This is a genomic window from Streptomyces sp. B93, assembly GCF_018070565.1.
Lineage (GTDB): Bacteria > Actinomycetota > Actinomycetes > Streptomycetales > Streptomycetaceae > Streptomyces.
Genome location: NZ_JAGPXL010000001.1, coordinates 482,160 through 499,138 on the forward strand (window position 1 = coordinate 482,160; position 16,979 = coordinate 499,138).

At 73.1% G+C, this 16,979-nt stretch carries 19 protein-coding genes; 9 read left to right on the forward strand and 10 right to left on the reverse strand.

Going from position 1 to position 16,979, the window contains the following annotated elements:
• The first annotated feature begins 119 nt into the window (after positions 1–119).
• Positions 120–920: a site-2 protease family protein gene (locus KBY47_RS02235; protein ID WP_210919123.1), complete on the forward strand. Its 801-nt coding sequence runs from the start codon at positions 120–122 to the stop codon at positions 918–920.
• Here KBY47_RS02235 and KBY47_RS02240 read toward each other — a convergent pair.
• The 3 genes from KBY47_RS02240 to KBY47_RS02250 all read right to left on the reverse strand — a co-directional run bounded on the left by KBY47_RS02240 (position 910) and on the right by KBY47_RS02250 (position 2,994).
• Positions 910–1,095, reverse strand: a complete 186-nt coding sequence (locus KBY47_RS02240) for a hypothetical protein (RefSeq protein WP_210919124.1) — start codon at positions 1,093–1,095, stop codon at positions 910–912. The two genes, KBY47_RS02235 and KBY47_RS02240, sit on opposite strands and share 11 nt — an antisense overlap.
• A gap of 77 nt (positions 1,096–1,172) precedes the next feature.
• Entirely contained in the window at positions 1,173–1,877 is a 705-nt protein-coding gene (gene npdG, locus KBY47_RS02245; RefSeq protein ID WP_210919125.1) for an NADPH-dependent F420 reductase, read from the reverse strand.
• Positions 1,878–1,911: 34 nt separating this feature from the next.
• A complete protein-coding gene (locus tag KBY47_RS02250; RefSeq protein WP_210919126.1) occupies positions 1,912–2,994 on the reverse strand; it encodes an exo-alpha-sialidase in 1,083 nt (360 codons plus the stop codon).
• A gap of 116 nt (positions 2,995–3,110) precedes the next feature.
• On the opposite strand from KBY47_RS02250, the gene KBY47_RS02255 reads away from it, so the two are divergent.
• Together KBY47_RS02255 and KBY47_RS02260 are read left to right on the forward strand one after the other, a co-directional pair.
• Positions 3,111–3,713 carry a hypothetical protein gene (locus KBY47_RS02255; protein WP_210919127.1) on the forward strand — a complete coding sequence of 201 codons (603 nt, stop codon included), beginning with the start codon at positions 3,111–3,113 and terminating at the stop codon, positions 3,711–3,713.
• Between the two features lie 97 nt (positions 3,714–3,810).
• Positions 3,811–5,124 carry an MFS transporter gene (locus tag KBY47_RS02260; protein ID WP_210919128.1) on the forward strand — a complete coding sequence of 438 codons (1,314 nt, stop codon included), beginning with the start codon at positions 3,811–3,813 and terminating at the stop codon, positions 5,122–5,124.
• On the opposite strand, the gene KBY47_RS02265 is transcribed toward KBY47_RS02260, so the two are convergent.
• Positions 5,125–5,349 (reverse strand): hypothetical protein, encoded by a 225-nt coding sequence (locus KBY47_RS02265; protein ID WP_210919129.1) that lies wholly within the window; start codon positions 5,347–5,349, stop codon positions 5,125–5,127. It abuts the gene before it with no gap.
• 58 nt (positions 5,350–5,407) lie between these two features.
• On the opposite strand from KBY47_RS02265, the gene map reads away from it, so the two are divergent.
• Both map and KBY47_RS02275 read left to right on the forward strand, forming a co-directional pair.
• Positions 5,408–6,265: a type I methionyl aminopeptidase gene (map, locus tag KBY47_RS02270; RefSeq protein WP_210919130.1), complete on the forward strand. Its 858-nt coding sequence runs from the start codon at positions 5,408–5,410 to the stop codon at positions 6,263–6,265.
• Between the two features lie 120 nt (positions 6,266–6,385).
• Positions 6,386–7,033 (forward strand): heme oxygenase (biliverdin-producing), encoded by a 648-nt coding sequence (locus KBY47_RS02275; RefSeq protein ID WP_210919131.1) that lies wholly within the window; start codon positions 6,386–6,388, stop codon positions 7,031–7,033.
• Between the two features lie 55 nt (positions 7,034–7,088).
• Here KBY47_RS02275 and KBY47_RS02280 read toward each other — a convergent pair whose 3' ends face one another.
• The 4 genes from KBY47_RS02280 to KBY47_RS02295 all read right to left on the reverse strand — a co-directional run bounded on the left by KBY47_RS02280 (position 7,089) and on the right by KBY47_RS02295 (position 11,063).
• Entirely contained in the window at positions 7,089–7,292 is a 204-nt protein-coding gene (locus KBY47_RS02280; RefSeq protein ID WP_210919132.1) for a hypothetical protein, read from the reverse strand.
• A 90-nt stretch (positions 7,293–7,382) separates the two neighbouring features.
• On the reverse strand, positions 7,383–8,027 hold the full coding sequence (locus tag KBY47_RS02285; RefSeq protein WP_210919133.1) for a PhzF family phenazine biosynthesis protein: 645 nt from the start codon (positions 8,025–8,027) through the stop codon (positions 7,383–7,385).
• A 71-nt stretch (positions 8,028–8,098) separates the two neighbouring features.
• Entirely contained in the window at positions 8,099–9,613 is a 1,515-nt protein-coding gene (locus tag KBY47_RS02290; RefSeq protein WP_210919134.1) for an HtaA domain-containing protein, read from the reverse strand.
• Between the two features lie 25 nt (positions 9,614–9,638).
• Positions 9,639–11,063 carry an HtaA domain-containing protein gene (locus KBY47_RS02295; protein ID WP_210919135.1) on the reverse strand — a complete coding sequence of 475 codons (1,425 nt, stop codon included), beginning with the start codon at positions 11,061–11,063 and terminating at the stop codon, positions 9,639–9,641.
• 136 nt (positions 11,064–11,199) lie between these two features.
• On the opposite strand from KBY47_RS02295, the gene KBY47_RS02300 reads away from it, so the two are divergent.
• From KBY47_RS02300 to KBY47_RS02315, 4 genes are all read left to right on the forward strand, one after another.
• A complete protein-coding gene (locus KBY47_RS02300) occupies positions 11,200–12,219 on the forward strand; it encodes an ABC transporter substrate-binding protein (RefSeq protein ID WP_210919136.1) in 1,020 nt (339 codons plus the stop codon).
• Positions 12,216–13,304, forward strand: coding sequence for an iron ABC transporter permease (locus KBY47_RS02305; RefSeq protein WP_210919137.1), 1,089 nt, complete (start codon positions 12,216–12,218; stop codon positions 13,302–13,304). The genes KBY47_RS02300 and KBY47_RS02305 overlap by 4 nt, the downstream gene beginning before the upstream one ends.
• The gene (locus KBY47_RS02310) at positions 13,304–14,131 is read left to right on the forward strand and encodes a heme ABC transporter ATP-binding protein (RefSeq protein ID WP_210919138.1); all 828 of its coding nucleotides are present in this window, start codon (positions 13,304–13,306) and stop codon (positions 14,129–14,131) included. Before KBY47_RS02305 ends, KBY47_RS02310 begins: the two co-directional genes overlap by 1 nt.
• Positions 14,132–14,192: 61 nt before the next feature.
• Complete coding sequence (locus KBY47_RS02315; protein ID WP_210919139.1) at positions 14,193–15,185, forward strand: hypothetical protein; 993 nt, start codon at positions 14,193–14,195, stop codon at positions 15,183–15,185.
• Positions 15,186–15,215: 30 nt separating this feature from the next.
• On the opposite strand, the gene KBY47_RS02320 is transcribed toward KBY47_RS02315, so the two are convergent.
• Together KBY47_RS02320 and KBY47_RS02325 are read right to left on the reverse strand one after the other, a co-directional pair.
• Positions 15,216–15,956: a bifunctional DNA primase/polymerase gene (locus KBY47_RS02320; protein WP_210919140.1), complete on the reverse strand. Its 741-nt coding sequence runs from the start codon at positions 15,954–15,956 to the stop codon at positions 15,216–15,218.
• A gap of 151 nt (positions 15,957–16,107) precedes the next feature.
• Positions 16,108–16,740, reverse strand: a complete 633-nt coding sequence (locus KBY47_RS02325) for a TetR/AcrR family transcriptional regulator (RefSeq protein ID WP_210919141.1) — start codon at positions 16,738–16,740, stop codon at positions 16,108–16,110.
• Positions 16,741–16,979: the final 239 nt, after the last annotated feature.

A 16,979-nucleotide genomic window follows, 5' to 3' on the forward strand; every position in this document is an offset into this window, starting at 1 on the left:
GCCGCGTGGGGGTTTACGCGGGCATGAACCTGGCGTGGAACCGGCGCCACCCCGGAGCACGTTCTCCTCCCGTGACCGGTACGGTCGACCCCGCCCCGTCCCCGCCCGTCAGGAGCCCCATGACCACCGCCACCGCCCGCCCGAGCGACCGCCGGATCAGTCCCGTCTTCCTCGGCATCCTGGCCGTCGCCGCGGTCACGGGGTGGGCCACCTGGACCGGGTTCGCCGAGCAGCCCGGGGTGGCCGTCTTCTTCTTCGTGACGGCGGCCTGGGTCGTCTCGCTGTGCCTGCACGAGTACGCGCACGCGCGCACCGCCCTGCACAGCGGGGACATCTCGATCGGGGCGAAGGGCTATCTGACGCTGAACCCGCTGAAGTACACGCACGCGCTGCTGAGCATCGTGCTGCCGGTGCTGTTCGTGATCATGGGTGGGATCGGTCTGCCCGGCGGGGCGGTGTTCATCGAGCGGGGACGCATCCAGGGCCGGTGGAAGCACAGTCTGATCTCGGCGGCGGGGCCGCTGACGAACGTGCTGTTCGCGGTGGTGTGCACGGCGCCGTTCTGGCTGGACGCCCTGGACGGCGTGCCGCGGGACTTCCGGTTCGCGCTGGCGTTCCTCGCCCTGCTCCAGGTCACGGCGGCGATCCTGAACTTCCTGCCGGTGCCGGGCCTGGACGGCTACGGCGTCGTCGAGCCCTGGCTGTCGTACAACGTCCGGCGGCAGGTGGAGCCGTTCGCGCCGTTCGGTCTGCTGTTCGTGTTCGCGCTGCTGTGGCTGCCGGCGTTGAACGGCGCGTTCTTCGACCTGGTCGACGCGGTGCTGCGGGGGCTCGGCATCGACGACCTTGATAGTCGCTGCGGCTTCGAGCTGTACCGGTTCTGGCAGGGCACCAACGAGTACTGCTCGGTCAGTCCGTGACGGACGCGTTGCGGGTGGTCTTGCCGCGCTTCATGTAGTACCACCACATGTTCGACGACAGGCCCGCCAGCAGCACCCACACGACCCCCAGCCAGCTGCCCTGCACGAAGGACAGCACGGCCGCGGCGGTGGCGAGGACGCACACGACGAGGGTGTAGAGGGCGAGACGAGGCATGGCGGGGGCTCCTGTCGGGGACACTGCTGGACTGCTGCTCAGTTGTCTGGCTGCCGTCCAACAGTGTCCCCCATGGGTCATACGTCCGTGACGCGGAGCCCCGCGTGCGCCTTGTAGCGGCGGTTCACGGAGATCAGGTTGGCGACCAGCGACTCCACCTGGTGGGCGTTGCGCAGCCGTCCGGCGAAGATGCCCCGCATGCCGGGGATGCGTCCGGCGAGCGCCTGCACCAGCTCCACGTCGGCCCGCTCCTCCCCCAGCACCATCACGTCGGTGTCGATCTCGTCGATCTCCGGGTCCTGGAGCAGCACCGCCGACAGGTGGTGGAAGGCGGCGGCGACCCGGGAGTCCGGCAGCAGCGCGGCGGCCTGTTCGGCGGCGCTGCCCTCCTCCGGCTTCAGCGCGTAGGCGCCCTTCTTGTCGAAGCCGAGCGGGTTGACGCAGTCGACGACCAGCTTGCCCGCCAGTTCCCCGCGCAGTGACTCCAGCGTCTTGCCGTGGCCCTCCCACGGCACGGCGACGATCACCAGGTCGCTGCGGCGCGCGCACTCGGCGTTGTCGGCGCCCTCGACGCCGTACCCGAGTTCGTCGGCGGCGGCCCGCGCACGCTCCGCGGCCCGCGAACCGATGATCACCTTCTGTCCGGCCTTGGCGAGCCGGTAGGCCAGGCCCTTGCCCTGCGGCCCGGTCCCCCCGAGCACACCGACGACCAGACCGGAGACGTCGGGCAGGTCCCAGGGGTCCTTCGCGGGCTTCTGTGCAGCACTGTCGGTAGAGGTCATGGGGCCGACTCTACGTCCGCCGCGTGCCCCGGGATCAGGTGAACCGCGTCACGGGGAGGCGCCGGAAGACGATCCGCTCGTACGCCCCGAAGTCCCCCGTCTCGTACAGCAGACCGACCGTGTCGTCGTCGGCCCGGACCAGGTCGGAGTAGGCGGCGGGCAGCCCGTCGACCGGGTGCGCGGAGCGCCAGGTGGTGCCGCCGTCCATGGAGGCGCGGACGGTCATCAGCGCCCGGAAGGCGGGGTCGGCGGGACCGGAGTACAGCAGCACGTCGGGGTCGCCGAGGTGCAGGACGCTGCCCTGGCAGACCGGTCCGGTGAGTCCGGCCTGCGGCCGGAACGGCCTGACCAGGGTGCGCCCGCCGTCCGCCGAGTGGGCGTCGGCGCGGTTGCCGGGCGAGCGGGAGTCGCTGCGGGTGTTGAAGTAGACCCGTCCGTCGGGGAGTTCGGCGGCGGTGGTCTCGTTGCAGTTGACGTACCCGTCGGTGTTCTGGTCCAGGTAGCCGAGGTACCAGCTCTCGCCGCCGTCGTCGCTGAGCAGGCAGTGTCCGCTGTTGTAGCGGGGCTCGGCGCCGGTGTCGGTGCCTTCCGGGGGCAGGGTGTGGTTGCCGGGGACGACGACGCGGCCGGTGCGCAGCTGGATGCCGTGGCCGGGGGTGGTGGCGTACCACCGCCAGTCGGGCCGTTTGACCTGTTCGGTGATCTCCCGGGGGCCGGACCAGGTCAGTCCCTCGTCGTCGCTGTGCGACACCCACACCCGGCGTCCGTCGGCCTGTGACACCTTGCCGTGCACGATGAGTTCCTCGGACGCGGCGGCGGCGGACCGTACGTGGACCAGCAGCACCCGCCCGTCGTCCAGCGCGACGGGCGCGGGGTTCCCGGCCAGGTCGGCGCCGTTGGAGGCGACGACCCGCAACGGCCCCCAGGTACGGCCCCCGTCCGCGGACCGTTTCATCACCACGTCGATGCGTCCCCAGTCCCGCGCCGACTCCGCCCGCCCCTCGCAGAAGGCGAGCAGCACCCCGGAGGCGGTGGCGACCACGGCCGGGATGCGGTAGCTGGCGTATCCCTCGCTCCCGGCGCTGAACGGGACGGTGGCGGCGGTGGTTTGCGGCATGCGCGGCTCCTCGGGGCGACGACGGCGGTACGGCGGTCCCGGACGACTGCCCGTCCTGGGCGAATTCGGGGTGAACCCGGGGTCAAGTGTGTCCCGTTACGGCAGGATGTGGCCGCATGGACGCCGTACGAGTCGCACTGCTGCGGGATGTGCTCGCCGGAACCGAGTGGCTGGGGGCCACCCGGAGATTCGCGGGGGCGCTGCGCGGGTCGGTGGTGTCGCACGGCGGCGGGCTCCTCCTGGTGGGCACCCCGCACTACGAGCCCTGGCACCTGGCCGCGCACCTGGTGGACGAGGCGGCCTGGTCCGGCACGCCGGAGCTGGCCCCCACCCTGGTACGGCACGCCGCGCGCCCCACGGACCCCGCGCACCTGGCGGTGGGTCTGGGCCGTATCGAGGCGGCGCGGCGGGGCGAGACCCTGCTGGTGGTGGCGGACCGGGAGCCCGGCGACGCCCTGCTGGAGCGGGTCCACGACGCCCGACGGTCCGGCGCGACGGTCCTCGCCCTCGGCGCGGCGGACCGGGACCTGTCGGCGATGGCCCATGAGGCGCTGCCCGTCCACGAGGGCGCGGAGCTGGACCTGGACACCGTGCAGCACCTGGTCAGCGCGGCGGCGGGCGAGAATCCGCAGCCCCACCCGGCGGCACCCCGCCGGCTGCGCGACCGGCTCGCCCGTCTCGCGGACCAGCTCACGGCCCCGCCACCGCCGCGCTGGTGAGACGGGGGCGGGCGCGGGGCCGGTGAGGCGGTGGTGACACGCGCCACCGCCAAAATCCGTTGCCCCGGGCAAGCCTTCCGGCCGACCATTACTCTTCGTGACCGACGCCCCTCCCCCGGCCCCCTCCGGCCTGCGCGCCCTCCTGCCCGACCTGGCCCCCTGGCGGGCCTCCCGTGACTTCCGGCGGCTGTGGGTGTCGGGACTCATCACCAACTTCGGCAGCTTCCTGACGTTCGTGGCGCTGCCGGTGCAGATCAAGGAGGAGACTGGGTCGGCGGCGGCGGTGGGCGCGATCGGCGCCGTGGAACTCGTCCCGCTGGTGGTCTTCGGTCTCTACGGCGGCGCGCTCGCGGACGCCACGGACAAGCGCCGCCTGATCCTGTGGACGGAGGCCGGGCTCGGCCTGCTCGCTGCGGTGCTGCTGTGCAACGCGCTGCTGCCGGACCCCGCCGTCTGGCCGCTGTACGTGGTCGCCGCGCTCAGCTCCGCGCTGGTGTCGGTCCAGCGGCCCGCCCTGGACTCGCTGATGCCCCGGATCGTGCGCCACGAGCACCTCCCGGCCGCCGCCGCGCTCAACGCGCTGCGCTGGCAGGTCGGCGGCATCGCGGGCCCGGCGCTGGCGGGCGTGGTGGTCGCGTTCGCGGGCCTCGGCTGGGCCTACGCGGTGGACCTGGCGACGTTCGCCGTCTCCGTCGTGCTGGTGCTGGGCCTCGCGTCCGCCCCCGCCTCGCACGAGGCCGCCAAGCCGTCCCTGCGCGCCATCACCGAGGGCGCCGCCTACGCCTGGCGCCGCAAGGAACTCCTCGGCACCTACACCATCGACCTGGCCGCGATGTTCCTGGCGATGCCGCTGGCCGTACTGCCGTTCCTCGCCGACGAGTTGGACGCCGAGTGGTCGCTGGGGCTGATGTACGCGGCGATCCCGGCGGGCGCCCTGCTGGTCAGCGTGACCAGCGGCTGGACCTCCCGCGTCCACCGGCACGGCCGGATGGTGGTGCTGGCGGCGGCCCTGTGGGGGCTGGCGATAGCCGCCGCCGGGATCGCGCCCAACGTCTGGCTGGTGCTGCTCTGCCTCGCCCTGGCGGGCGGCTGCGACATGGTCAGCGGTGTCTTCCGCAGCGCGATGTGGAACCAGACGATCCCCGACGAGCTGCGGGGCCGTCTCGCCGGGATCGAGCTGCTGTCGTACTCGGTGGGCCCGCAGCTGGGCCAGGTCCGCGCGGGTTCCATGGCGGCCTGGGCCGGGGTGCGCGCCTCCGTCTGGTCGGGCGGCGTGCTGTGCGCGGCGGCGGTCGGCCTGCTGGCCCTGTGCCTCCCCAAACTGATGACCTATGACGTACGCACCAACGAGCACGCGATCCGGCTGCGCGACCGGCGCGCGGCCGAGGCCACCCCGTCCCAGGCCGCCTGATCAGTCGTCGCCGGGGGCCGGGGCGTCGTGCCAGCGCGGGTCGTTCTCCCACTCCAGGTTGCGTTCCCGCGCGGTCTGCATCGCGTGCTCGGCCTCCTTGCGGCTCGGGTACGGCCCGAACCGGTCCTTGGCCGGGCACTCCGGCCCTTCCTCGACCTTCTGGTGCTCCAGGCAGTAGTACCACTCGCCCGGCTTGCCGACCGTGCGCTTCTTGAACAAGGCCATGACCTGCTCCTCTCGCCACCGACATGTTCCCCCACGGCCGCTGGTTAGACTCGCTGGCATGTCTGGCCAGTCGCTGCTCGTACCAGGGGAACTGTCCCCCACCCGTTCCGTGCCCGGAAACATCCGCCGACCCGAGTACGTGGGCAAGCCCGCCCCCACCCCGTACACGGGCCCGGAGGTGCAGACCCCGGAGACCGTGGAGGCCATGCGGCACGCGGGCCGGATCGCCGCGCGGGCGATGGCGGAGGCGGCCAAGCTGATCGCCCCCGGCGTCACCACCGACGAACTGGACGAGGTGGCGCACGAGTACATGTGCGACCACGGCGCCTACCCGTCGACCCTCGGCTACCGCGGCTTCCCCAAGTCGCTGTGCACCAGCGTCAACGAGGTGATCTGCCACGGCATCCCGGACTCCACGGTGCTGCGCGACGGCGACATCGTCAACCTCGACGTGACGGCGTACATCGGCGGGGTGCACGGCGACAACAACGCCACCTACCTCGTCGGCGAGGTCGACGAGGAGAGCCGCCTCCTGGTCGAGCGGACCCGGGAGTCCCTCAACCGCGCGATCAAGGCGGTCAAGCCGGGCCGCCAGGTCAATGTGATCGGCCGTGTGATCGAGTCGTACGCCAAGCGCTTCGGCTACGGCGTGGTCCGTGACTTCACCGGCCACGGCATCAACTCGTCGTTCCACTCGGGCCTGATCATCCCGCACTACGACAGCCCGCACGCGACCACGGTGATGCAGCCCGGCATGACGTTCACGATCGAGCCGATGCTGACCCTGGGCACCCATGAGTACGACATGTGGGACGACGGCTGGACGGTGGTGACCAAGGACCGTCGGCGGACGGCCCAGTTCGAGCACACCCTGGTGGTCACGGACACGGGTGCGGAGATCCTCACGCTGCCCTGACCCAGAATCCCGGAACCGACCCGTTCCCCGGCCGGAACGGGTCTTTTCTTGTAGCCTTTTACCGACAGCCTGTCGGCAAACCTATTGACTTAGGTAAGCCTAACCTCAGAGGATAGGCGTATGGACTCCTTCTCGACGCTGATCCGCACCGCGTCCCACGAAGCCCATGTCGAGGCGGAGACCTCGACGTTCATGAGCGACCTGCTCGGCGGCAGGCTGGGCGTGGCGGCGTACGCGCGCTACACCGAGCAGCTCTGGTTCGTCTACGAGGCACTGGAGACCCCCGCGGACCGGCTGGCCGCGGACCCGGTGGCGGGCCCCTTCATCAACCCCGCGCTGCTCCGGCTGCCCGCCCTCGCCCAGGACCTGGAACACCTGCGCGGCCCGGGCTGGCGCGCCACCCTCTCCGCCCTCCCCGCCACCGAGGCGTACGCGGCCCGGGTGCGCGAGTGCGCCGACCGGTGGCCCGCCGGATACCTGGCCCACCACTACACCCGCTACCTCGGCGACCTCTCCGGCGGCCAGATCATCCGCGACAAGGCGGAGAAGACCTGGGGCTTCGACAGGAAGGGCAAGGGCGTCCGCTTCTACGTCTTCGACGGGATCGGCAACCCGGCCGCCTTCAAGCGCGACTACCGCCACCTCCTGGACACCGTCGACGCCGACGACCTGGAGAAGCAGCGCATCGTCAGTGAGTGCAAGAGGGCCTTCGCGCTCAACACCGCGGTCTTCCGCTCCCTCGGCGAGGAGTTCCCCCTGTCGGCGTAACAAAGCGAACCCCCCTGGCGCACCGGGTGCGCCAGGGGGTTGAACGCCGCCCTGCTCAGTGATCGCCGTCGCAGCGGGCCCCGCCCCACCTCACCTCGGCGGTCTCCATCTCGATCTCCCCGAAGTACGGGCTGCACGAGTGCCCCCCGTTGAACGGGAAGTGGTGCCCCCTGTCGTCACCGGCGAAGGCCGAGGCCGCGCCCCCGGCGGTCACGGCGACGGTCAGGGCGGCGGCGGCGAGAACAGAACGAATACGCATGAGACACCTCTCGTGGTGCGGGTCGGTCACGCCCAGAGGTCCCCGCTCGTCCCTCACCGCACACGCGGTTCCACCCGTACGGACGCCCGCTCAGCGCTCCAGCCGGACCCGACCGCCGATCTCGACCCACCCGTAGGGCTGCGGCGCGGTCAGGATCTGCGAGCCCGTCCCCTGGGTGATGTTCAGCGCCCGGCCCAGTGATTCGGTCAGCAACAGGGCGGCGGCCCCCGTCGCCTCGTCCTCCTCCACCCCGTCCCCGCGCCCCGGGAAGGCCCGCGCCCGGACCCGCCCGGCGGCCTCGTCCTCCCAGGCCCAGGCGTAGATCCACTCCCCCGGGGGCGGCACCGCCAGGTCCTCCACCTCCCGGGCGGTCGCGTACTGCCGCAGGCTGCGCGGCGGCACCCACTCGGCCCGTGCCTCGATCCAGCTGAACTCCCCGTCCAGCCGGACCCCCACCGCCCCGGCCGGCGTCACCAGCTCGGGCACGTCGAGCAGCCAGCCCGCGCCCACGCACGGATGACCGGCGAAGGGCAGCCGCACGCTCGGCGTCCAGATGTCGATGACGCCCCGCTCCGGATCGTCGACGAACACCGTCTCGCTGAAGCCCAGCTTCGCCGCCAGCGCCGCCCGGTCCGCCGCCTCGGGGATGCGCGCGCCCTCCCGGACGACACCGAGTTCCTTGCCGTATCCGCCGTTGGGCGCGCAGAAGACGCGCAGCACGTCATAGTCAGTCACGGCGGCATTCAAGCATCACGGACGGGCCCCTTCCGCCGGTCGGCGGAAGGGGCCCGTCGCGGACTGTCCCGTCACGCCTCGCTGCGCCTGCGGCGGACCGCCAGTACGACCCCCGCACCGCCCACGACCGCCACCGCGGCGGCGGTACCGAGCCCCGCCACCGGAACGCCCGCCCCGGTGGCGGCGAGCCCACCGGTCACCGTGGAGCCGGTGACACCGCCCGTGGTGGTGGACCCGGTGCCCGTACCGCCACCGGTGCCCGTGCCGCCGCCGGAGGACGAACCACCGTCAGGCAGCTGGGCGTCGGCACTCAGTGCCACGGACAGGTCGACGGGGTCCAGTGCGGTCCCGGCCGGGTAGAAGCCGCCGAAGGCCTCGGCCCCGGCCTCGGTCAGCTCGGCGGTGACGTCGTCCAGGGTGACGACGTCGTCCTCGGCGGTGAGGCCAGCCGCGTCGGCGGTCAGCTCGGCGAGGACGACGTCCGGCGACTCCTCCCCCAGGCTGGTGACGTCGGCGACGAGTTCCCCGCCCTCCCCGTCGAAGGCGACCTTCAGGTCACTGAGCGTCAGGTCGAGCCCGTACGTCCCGCCCTGCTGGTGCCCCCTGAAGTTCACGGCCCCCTCGAAGACGGCCGAGAGCTTCTCCCCGTCGAAGGTGCCGGTGGCGTCGACGAACGTGAACACCCCGTTGTCCGAGGCCTGCGAGGCGCCCCCGGAGACCGAGATCTCCCCGCGCGCCACCCCGTCGACGACATACGCGCGGAAGGACTCCTTGACGCCCCAGACGAGCTTCCCGTCGACGATGCCGTCCTCGGCGGGAGCCTTGGTGGTGGCGCTGACGGACGGCGACGCGGAGGGAGACGACGTGGCGGTGGCCGACGGCGACACGGACCCGGTGCCGGACGGCGACGCGGAGGGCGACGGCGACTGGCTCACCGTCTCACTCGCGGTCCCGGAGGGCGTCCCCGAAGGCGTCGCGGACTCCGGCTCCGACTCGCTCGCGCTGGGCGTCGGCGACTGCTTCCGCACGACGGTCAGCGGGTCCCCCGCCGCCCCGGCGTAGCTCGCGCTGCCGAAGACCTCCGCCGCCTCAGCGGTCAGCGTCGTCGCCATGTCGGTCATGGCCCGGGTCACGGTGACCTCGGCCAGCGGCACGTCCTCACTGGTCGTGCCGTCCCTGGTGACATCGGCGGTGATCTCGGCGCTGCCGCTGTCGAACCACACGTCGGACAGGGAGACGGCGAACCCGTGCGCCTTGGACTCGATGTGCAGAGCGCCCTCGAACCCCAGCGAGACGGCGTGCGACGTGGAGTCGTAGCTCCCCGTGCCGTTGACGAAGGTGAACGCCCCGTTCCCCTCGGCCTGCGAGGCCCCGCCCTCGGCGGTGAAGGTACCGGCGGCGAAGGTGGCCACATAGGTCCGGTACGACTGCTTGATGCCCCAGGTCAACTCGTAACCGGTGAGCGGCACTTCGGCCGCATAGGCGCTCGTGGCACCCAGGACGCCGACGCCGCCGACCCCCAGCGCGGCGGCGGTCGCCACGGCGGCGGCGAGGACGGTGGTACGGCGACGGGATCTGGTCGGCATGGTCGGATGTCTCCTTGTGATCAGGTCAGTTGTCTTCGGTGGTGCCGTGCGCCGCGGCACGCCGCCGTTGGCGCAGGACGAACGCGCCCACCGCGGCGACGAGCAGCACGCCACCCGCTCCGAGCCCCGCCACCAGGGACGGGGACACTCCGTCGCCACCCGACGCGCCGGCCACGGGCTGGGCGGAGGCGGACGGCGTCGGCTCGGGCTCGGGCGTGGCTGAACTGCCGAGGTCCGGCAGGGCGGGCAGCTCCGCGTCCTCGGCCACGGCGACGGCGACCGACACGGGGTCCATGGCGGTACCGGCCCGGTACATCCCCCCGAAGGCCCGCGCCCCCTTCCCGGTGAGCGTCGCGGGCGCCTCGCTCACGGCGACGAGCCCGTCCTCCAGTGCCAGTTCGTCGGCGGCGAAGGTGACCAACGGCACCCTCGTCCCGCTGAACTCCGCACCGGCGACGTCGGCGTAGAGCGTGCCCTCGCCGTCCTCGACCACGGCACGGACCCGGCTCAACCGGAGATCGAGGCCGTGCTCACCGGTGAAGCGCACGGCACCCTCGAAGGCGGCCCGCAGTTCACCGTCGTCGTACGTGCCCCGGCCACCGGGGAAGCGGAACAGCGCGCCGCCGTCCTCGGCACCGCCGGACAGGGCCCACCTGCCGCGGGCGATGTCACCGGTGACGTACTCCCGGAAGGTGCGCCGTACACCCCAGTCGACGACCCCGTCCTCGACGGCCTTGCCGGGAACGGCGGTTGGCTTGGTCCCGGTGGACTTCGACGGGGTGGGTGAGGCGCTGGTGGGGGTGGGTGCGGCGGTGGTGGCCGCGACGATGTCCGCGGAGAGGCTCACCGGGTCCAGCGCGGTCCCGGCGGTGTAGTACCCCGCGAAGGACCGGGCGCCCTGCGCGGTGAGGGTGGCGGGGAGGTTGTTGAGGACGACGCCGGTCCCGCCGCCCCTCAGGTCGACACCGCCGAGCGAGAGCGTGGCGAACGGGACCTGTGAGGACGAGGTGACGACCCCGCTGCCGCGCGCCTTGCTGACGATGTCGACGTACAGGGTCCCGCCGTTCCCGGCGAGCCGGACGCTGGGGTTGCTGATCGTCAGGTCGAGCTGGTGGCCGCCGTCGCCCTCCCGGTGCCCGAGGAAGTGGACGCCTCCGGAGAAGGCGGCGGTAAACGCGCCGGTGCCGGCGTCGTACGTGCCGCGGGCCGAGTGGAAGCGGAACTGGTTCTGGCCCACGGTGGCCGCGCCGCCGGTGAGGGAGTAACTGCCCTGCGCGACGGGGCCGGTGACATAGCTCTGGAAGGAGGACTTGATGCCCCAGTCCAGCCGCCCGCCCTGCACGGTACCGCTCGCGGCCTGTGCGGGGCCCGCCGGGAGCAGGGCCCCGAGGACGGCGAGACAGAGCGCGACGAGGGCGCCGTACCGGCGTGGTGGCGGGGGTGGGGACACGGGAGACCTCCAACAGGGCGCGGGGAACCAGCGCCGCCCCCAAGGAGCCCAGCTGGCAAGGTAAGGCTAACCTAAGTTCCATCGGGGGATTCCGGAAGGTCCGGATCACGCCCGCTGCGGAGAGGACGGGACGACCGTGCGAGGCACACGCACACGACTGATCGGCGCCCTGCTGGCGGTTTTTGCCCTGACGGCGACGGCGGCCTGCACCACGGCCGCCACCGACACGGGAGGGAGCGGCGGCGAGGGCGGCCCGCCCCCGTCGACCGTCAACCGGGTGGAGCCCCTGGAGAACCCCGCGGCCCCCGCCCTCCCCGCCACCACCACGTCCTCAGACGGCAGGAAGGTGACGGTCCGCCGGGCCGACCGCGTGGTCCCCCTCTCCGGCGGCCTCAGCGAGATCGTCTTCAGCCTCGGCCTCGGCGACCGCGTCGTCGCCCGTGACATCTCCACCACCTTCGCGCAGGCGGCGGACCTGCCCCTGGTCACCCGCGCCCACGACGTCTCCGCCGAGAGCGTGCTGTCGCTGCGCCCGGACCTCGTCCTCGCCGAGGAGACGACCGGCCCGGCCGAGGCGATGCGGCAGATCCGCGACGCCGGGGTCCCGGTCCTCGTGGTCGCCCCGGCGCACGGCCTCGACGACGTGGGCCCCCGCATCCGGTCCGTCGCGGCGGCCCTCGGCGTGCCGTCCGCCGGAGAACGGCTCACGGAACGCTCCGAGCGGCGCATCACCGCCGTACGCGAGCGGGTCCCCGCCGAGGACCCGAAGCCCCGCGTCGCCTTCCTCTACCTGCGCGGCTCCGCCTCCGTCTACCTGATCGGCGGCAGGGACTCCGGCGCCACCTCGCTCATCGAGGCGGCCGGGGCCGTGGACGCCGGGGTCGAGTCGGGCCTGACCAAGGACTTCACCGCCCTCACCAGCGAGGCCCTGGTGAAGGCCGCGCCGGACGCGATCCTCGTCATGAGCAAGGGCCTCGAGTCGGTCGGCGGCATCGACGGCCTGGCGGAGATCCCGGGCATCGCCCAGACCCCGGCGGGCATGGACCGCAGGGTCGCCTCCATCGAGGACGGCGTGCTGCTCACCTACGGCCCGCGCACCGACCAGGTCCTGGAGTCGTTCGTCGACCAGCTCCACGCACCGGGCGGTGGCGCATGACGGTGCTCGACAAGGCGCCCCCGCGGGCCGCGACCGACCCCGCCCCGCGCCGGAGACGCCGAGGCACCGCCTGGCTGCTCACCGCCGCCCTGCTGACCGCCCTGCTCGTGCTCGTGCCCGTCGCCGGGAGCACCGGCGCCTACCCGGTCCCCGCCGGTGACGTCATCGCCTCCGTGCTGCACCGGGCCCACCTCGGCGGCGGCGAACTGGACCGGGTGGCCGAGTCGGTGCTGTGGAACGTCCGCTTCCCGCGCATCGTCCTCGCCGTGCTCATCGGCGCCTCCCTCGGCTGCGCGGGCGCGCTCATGCAGGGCGTTTTCGGCAACCCGCTCGCCGAACCCGGCACCATCGGCGTCTCCCTGGGCGCGGCGGTCGGCGCGGTCGCCGCGATCTCGCTGGGCCTGGACTTCCTCGGCAACTGGACGCTCCCGGCGCTGGCGTTCGTGGCCGGACTCGGCACCGTACTGCTGGTCTACTCGATGTCCCGGGCGGGCGGCCGTACGGAGGTCGTCACGCTGATCCTCACCGGGATCGCGGTGAACGCGTTCGCCGGGGCGCTCGTCGGGCTGTTCATCTTCCTCGCCGACACCGCGGCCGTGAACCAGATCGCCTTCTGGCAGCTCGGCTCCCTCTCCCAGGCCACCTGGCCCAAGGTGCTCGCCGTACTGCCGTGCGCGGCGCTCGGACTCGGGCTCGCCCCGCTGTACGCGCGCCGCCTGGACCTGCTCGCGCTCGGCGACCGGTCCGCACGGCACCTCGGCGTCGACGTGGAACGGCTGCGGATCAGGCTGATCCTGATCGTGGCGCTGCTGACGGCGGCCGCGGTCAGCGTCTCCGGGGTGATCGGCTTCGTCGGTCTCGTCGTACCGCACCTGCTGCGGATGGTGGCGGGTCCCGGCCACCGCTTCCTCGTCCCCGGCAGCGCGCTGGGCGGCGCGGTGGTGCTGCTCGCCGCCGACCTCGCGGCCCGCACCCTCGCCGCGCCCGCCGAGCTGCCGCTCGGGGTGCTCACCGCCCTGGTGGGCAGCCCGTTCTTCTTCTGGCTGCTGCGCCGCACCCGCCGCCAGCAGGGAGGCTGGGCCTGATGCCGCTGTTCCGCACCCGCCGGCCCCTGCCGCCGCCCGCGCCCGTCCCCGGCGACGTCCTCGCCGAGGCGTCCGCGCTCCGGGTCCGCCTCAGCGCCCGCACCGTCCTCGACGGCGTCGACATCGCCGCCCGCGCGGGCGAGGTGCTGGCGCTGGTCGGCCCCAACGGGGCGGGGAAGTCGACCCTGTTGAGCGCCCTGGCCGCCGATGTCCCGCCCGCGGCGGGCGTCGTACGGCTCCACGGCCGCCCGGCGTCGGACTGGTCCGCGCCCGAACTCGCCCTGCGCCGTGCGATGTTGCCGCAGGCGGCGGCGCTGTCGTTCCCGTTCACCGTGGCGGACGTCGTCCGCATGGGCCGCGCCCCGTGGGCCGGGACCGACGCGGAGGAGCAGGACGACGCGGCGGTGGCCGCGGCGATGGCGGCGACGGAGGTCACCGGCTTCGCCGTACGCCCGTTCTCCGCGCTCAGCGGCGGCGAACGCGCCCGGGTGGCGCTGGCCCGGGTGCTCGCCCAGCGCGCCCCGCTGCTCCTGCTCGACGAACCGACCGCCGCGCTCGACCTCCGGCACCAGGAACTGGTGCTGCGGTTGTGCCGGGAGCGGGCGGGCGCCGGGGACGCGGTCGTCGTCGTCCTGCACGACCTCGGGCTCGCCGCGGCCCACGCCCACCGGGTCGCGGTGCTGCACGCGGGCCGGGTCGCGGCGGACGGCCCGCCCCAGGAGGTGTTCTCCGAGGGGCTGTTGTCGAAGGTCTACGACCAGCCGGTGGAGGTGCTGCCGCATCCGCGCACCGGCGCGGTGCTGGTGACCCCACGACGGGACTCGTGACACCCCGCCCCGACGGCCCCGGTAGGGTTCGGCTCCGGGAAGGGGAAGGTGAGGGAGCCCGATGAGCCCCAGAAGCAGGGTCCGCGGACGTCGCCGCAGCGCGCTGATAGCCGCCTCGGTGACCACTTTGTCGTTGACGGCGAGCGGGTGCGTGGTGGTGCACGGGGAGCGCGAGGTGCTCCCCGCGGCGACCCGCGCCGAAGCCGCCCAGGCGCTGCGGCAGTTCACGTCCGCGTACAACAAGGCGGACGAGGCCTACGACAGCTCCCTCGACGCCGACTACGTCACCGGCGCCCTCGCCGACATCGACAAGGCCCGGCTCACCGCCGGCCGCGCCAACAACCCGGGCGGGAACCCGTCGCACACCCCGCTGGAGCTGACGGACGCCGAGTTCGCCATCCCGAAGAAGGCGGGCTGGCCCCGCTGGTTCGTCGCGGACGCCGAGGGCAACAAGGGCGGTTCGGCGCGCTGGCTGCTGGTGTTCACCCGGGACTCGCTCGACGAGCCGTGGCAGGTGTCGTTCCTGACGCTGGTCGCGGCCGGGAAGGTGCCGGAGTTCAGGACGGACGCGGACGGCTGGGCCGAGCCGGTGGCCGCCGGCTCCGACGGGCTGGCCGTCTCCCCGGACGAACTGAGCAAGGAGTACACGACCTACCTCAAGGACGGCGAAGACACCTTCGAGCCCGGCACCCACACCACCGAGTGGCGTGCCAAGCGGGAGAAGAACGCCACCCGGCCGGGCCTCGCGACGCAGTACATCGACGAGCCGCTGACCAACGGCGACTACGCGCCGGTGGCGCTGCGCACCGCGGACGGCGGGGCGGCGGTCTTCTTCGCCACCCGCCACTTCGAGCGGCAGACGGCCGCGCCCGGCACCTCCGTGCCCGCGCCGAACGACAGCGTGCTGGCGCTGACCAAGGGCGAGATCAAGCAGTCGCTGACGATGGAGTTCGTGTCGAACCAACTCGTCCTCGACCCGGCGCGGGGCTCGGGCGAGCAGCGGGTGCGGGTGCTGGGGCGGATTCAGGGGCTGACGGCGGCGCAGGGCGAGTAGGGCGGGCAGGGCCGCTGCCCCGCGGTCGGCTCAGTGGCGCAGGGGCCAGGCGCCGCCGCTCTGGTGGTCGCTGTCCTGGCCGACGTGGTGCCGGGCGCAGGCGTCGGTGAGGTGCTCCAGCAGGCTCAGCGGATCGGGCAGGGCCTGCTCGGGGCCGTGCACCCAGTGCACGTCCAGGCCCTCGCCGGGCAGCCGGGACGGGGGGACGAGGACGTAGGAGCCGCGGCAGTGCCAGCGCAGGCCGGGGTGCTCGTCCATGGTCTCGGGGTGGCAGTCCAGCTCGCAGGGCCACCACTCGTCCTCGTCCTCGGGGGTGCCGCGGGTGAGGGTGAAGAAGAGCATGCGGCCGTCGCCGGTCTCGGCGACCGGGCCGACCTCGATCCCGTCGGCGAGCAGCCGCTCCAGCGCCTCGCGCCCGGCCTCCAGGGGGACGTCGAGGACGTCGTGGACCATGCCGGTCGCGGTGATGAAGTTGGCGTCCGGCTGGTGCCGGGCCCAGCGCTCGATCTGGCCGCGGTCGGTGGTGGACTGGGTCTGCCAGGCGAACGACACCGGGTGCCGGGCGGGGGTGGGACAGCCGACCCGGTCGCAGGAGCAGCGGTAGCCGGGGGCGGGGTGCGCGGCGGGCGCCAGCGGCAGTCCCGCGGCGGCGGCGGCGAGCAGCAGGGCCTCCCGGCCGCCGTCGTCGGCGGCCTCCTTCGGCCGGCGTCCGCGCAGCCACTGGGAGAGTCTGCCCTGCCGGCCGGTGCGGCCGCCGTACTCCGCGCTCATCTATCCCCTCGCCTCGCCGTCGTGCGGTCAGGATGCCCTATGGTCCCACCATCCTGCGCCCTGGGGTGCCCGGGTCCCCAACCGGGAACGGGGGTACGAGAGATACCCCACACCGGGAATATGCCGCCGGAGGCCGTGGTCAGCGGGGTGCTCAGTGGGGTGCGATGCCGCCGAGGGCGTAGTCGACGAGGGTGTCGGTGTACTCGTAGGAGATCGGTCCGGTGTGCTGGAGCCAGCGCTGGGCGAGCGGGGAGACGAAGAGTTCCAGGGCGATGCGCGGGTCGACGTCCCGGCGGACCTGGCCCGCGTCCTGGGCGGCGCGCAGCCGCTGGACGTAGAGCTGGAGCTGCGGTTCGAGGAGCTTGGCGACGAAGACCCGGCCGAGCTGTTCGTTCACCAGGCCCTCGGCGGCCAGCGCCCGGGAGGGGGCCTCGAACTTCGGATCGAGGAGTTCGTCGACGGTGGCGCGCAGGACGGCCTTGAGGTCGGCGGCGAGGTCGCCGGTGTCGGGGATGGCGTACCCGGCGGCGGGGTCGGCGCCGGGGTCGGCCTGGCGGGCGGCCTGCTCGCCGAGGTCGAGGAAGGCCTCCAGCAGGACGTCCGCCTTCGACGGCCACCAGCGGTAGATCGTCTGTTTGCCGACCCCGGCGCGGGCGGCGATGCCCTCGATGGTCGTCTTCGGGTAGCCGACCTCGGCGACGAGGGCGAGGGCGGCGTCGTAGATCGCGCGTCGGGACCTCTCGCTGCGGCGGGTGGCGTCGGGACGGGCGGGGTTGCTGGCCATGGCCTCGAATTTATCAGGTTGACAAGACGGAACGTCTCGCCGCACCCTGTGAGGGTGACTCAGGCGAGACGATACGTCTCGTATCGAACTGTCGGACTGGTCGATGACGGAGGGAATCTCAATGATCGTGTCAAGCCGTCTGCGTGAGCGGCGGGGCGGAGGTGAACAGCCTCTTGTCACGCAGCATCGCCCACAGCACGTCGACCCGGCGACGGGCAAGCGACAGCAGAGCCTGGGTG

What these genes read in the sequence shown, in the direction of transcription:
- KBY47_RS02235 (WP_210919123.1), top strand. Translation starts at nt 120, where the DNA reads ATGACCACCGCCACCGCCCGCCCGAGCGACCGCCGGATCAGTCCCGTC.
- KBY47_RS02240 (WP_210919124.1), bottom strand. Translation starts at nt 1,095, where the DNA reads ATGCCTCGTCTCGCCCTCTACACCCTCGTCGTGTGCGTCCTCGCCACC.
- npdG (WP_210919125.1), bottom strand. Translation starts at nt 1,877, where the DNA reads ATGACCTCTACCGACAGTGCTGCACAGAAGCCCGCGAAGGACCCCTGG.
- KBY47_RS02250 (WP_210919126.1), bottom strand. Translation starts at nt 2,994, where the DNA reads ATGCCGCAAACCACCGCCGCCACCGTCCCGTTCAGCGCCGGGAGCGAG.
- KBY47_RS02255 (WP_210919127.1), top strand. Translation starts at nt 3,111, where the DNA reads ATGGACGCCGTACGAGTCGCACTGCTGCGGGATGTGCTCGCCGGAACC.
- KBY47_RS02265 (WP_210919129.1), bottom strand. Translation starts at nt 5,349, where the DNA reads ATGGCCTTGTTCAAGAAGCGCACGGTCGGCAAGCCGGGCGAGTGGTAC.
- map (WP_210919130.1), top strand. Translation starts at nt 5,408, where the DNA reads ATGTCTGGCCAGTCGCTGCTCGTACCAGGGGAACTGTCCCCCACCCGT.
- KBY47_RS02275 (WP_210919131.1), top strand. Translation starts at nt 6,386, where the DNA reads ATGGACTCCTTCTCGACGCTGATCCGCACCGCGTCCCACGAAGCCCAT.
- KBY47_RS02280 (WP_210919132.1), bottom strand. Translation starts at nt 7,292, where the DNA reads ATGCGTATTCGTTCTGTTCTCGCCGCCGCCGCCCTGACCGTCGCCGTG.
- KBY47_RS02290 (WP_210919134.1), bottom strand. Translation starts at nt 9,613, where the DNA reads ATGCCGACCAGATCCCGTCGCCGTACCACCGTCCTCGCCGCCGCCGTG.
- KBY47_RS02305 (WP_210919137.1), top strand. Translation starts at nt 12,216, where the DNA reads ATGACGGTGCTCGACAAGGCGCCCCCGCGGGCCGCGACCGACCCCGCC.
- KBY47_RS02310 (WP_210919138.1), top strand. Translation starts at nt 13,304, where the DNA reads ATGCCGCTGTTCCGCACCCGCCGGCCCCTGCCGCCGCCCGCGCCCGTC.
- KBY47_RS02315 (WP_210919139.1), top strand. Translation starts at nt 14,193, where the DNA reads ATGAGCCCCAGAAGCAGGGTCCGCGGACGTCGCCGCAGCGCGCTGATA.
- KBY47_RS02320 (WP_210919140.1), bottom strand. Translation starts at nt 15,956, where the DNA reads ATGAGCGCGGAGTACGGCGGCCGCACCGGCCGGCAGGGCAGACTCTCC.
- KBY47_RS02325 (WP_210919141.1), bottom strand. Translation starts at nt 16,740, where the DNA reads ATGGCCAGCAACCCCGCCCGTCCCGACGCCACCCGCCGCAGCGAGAGG.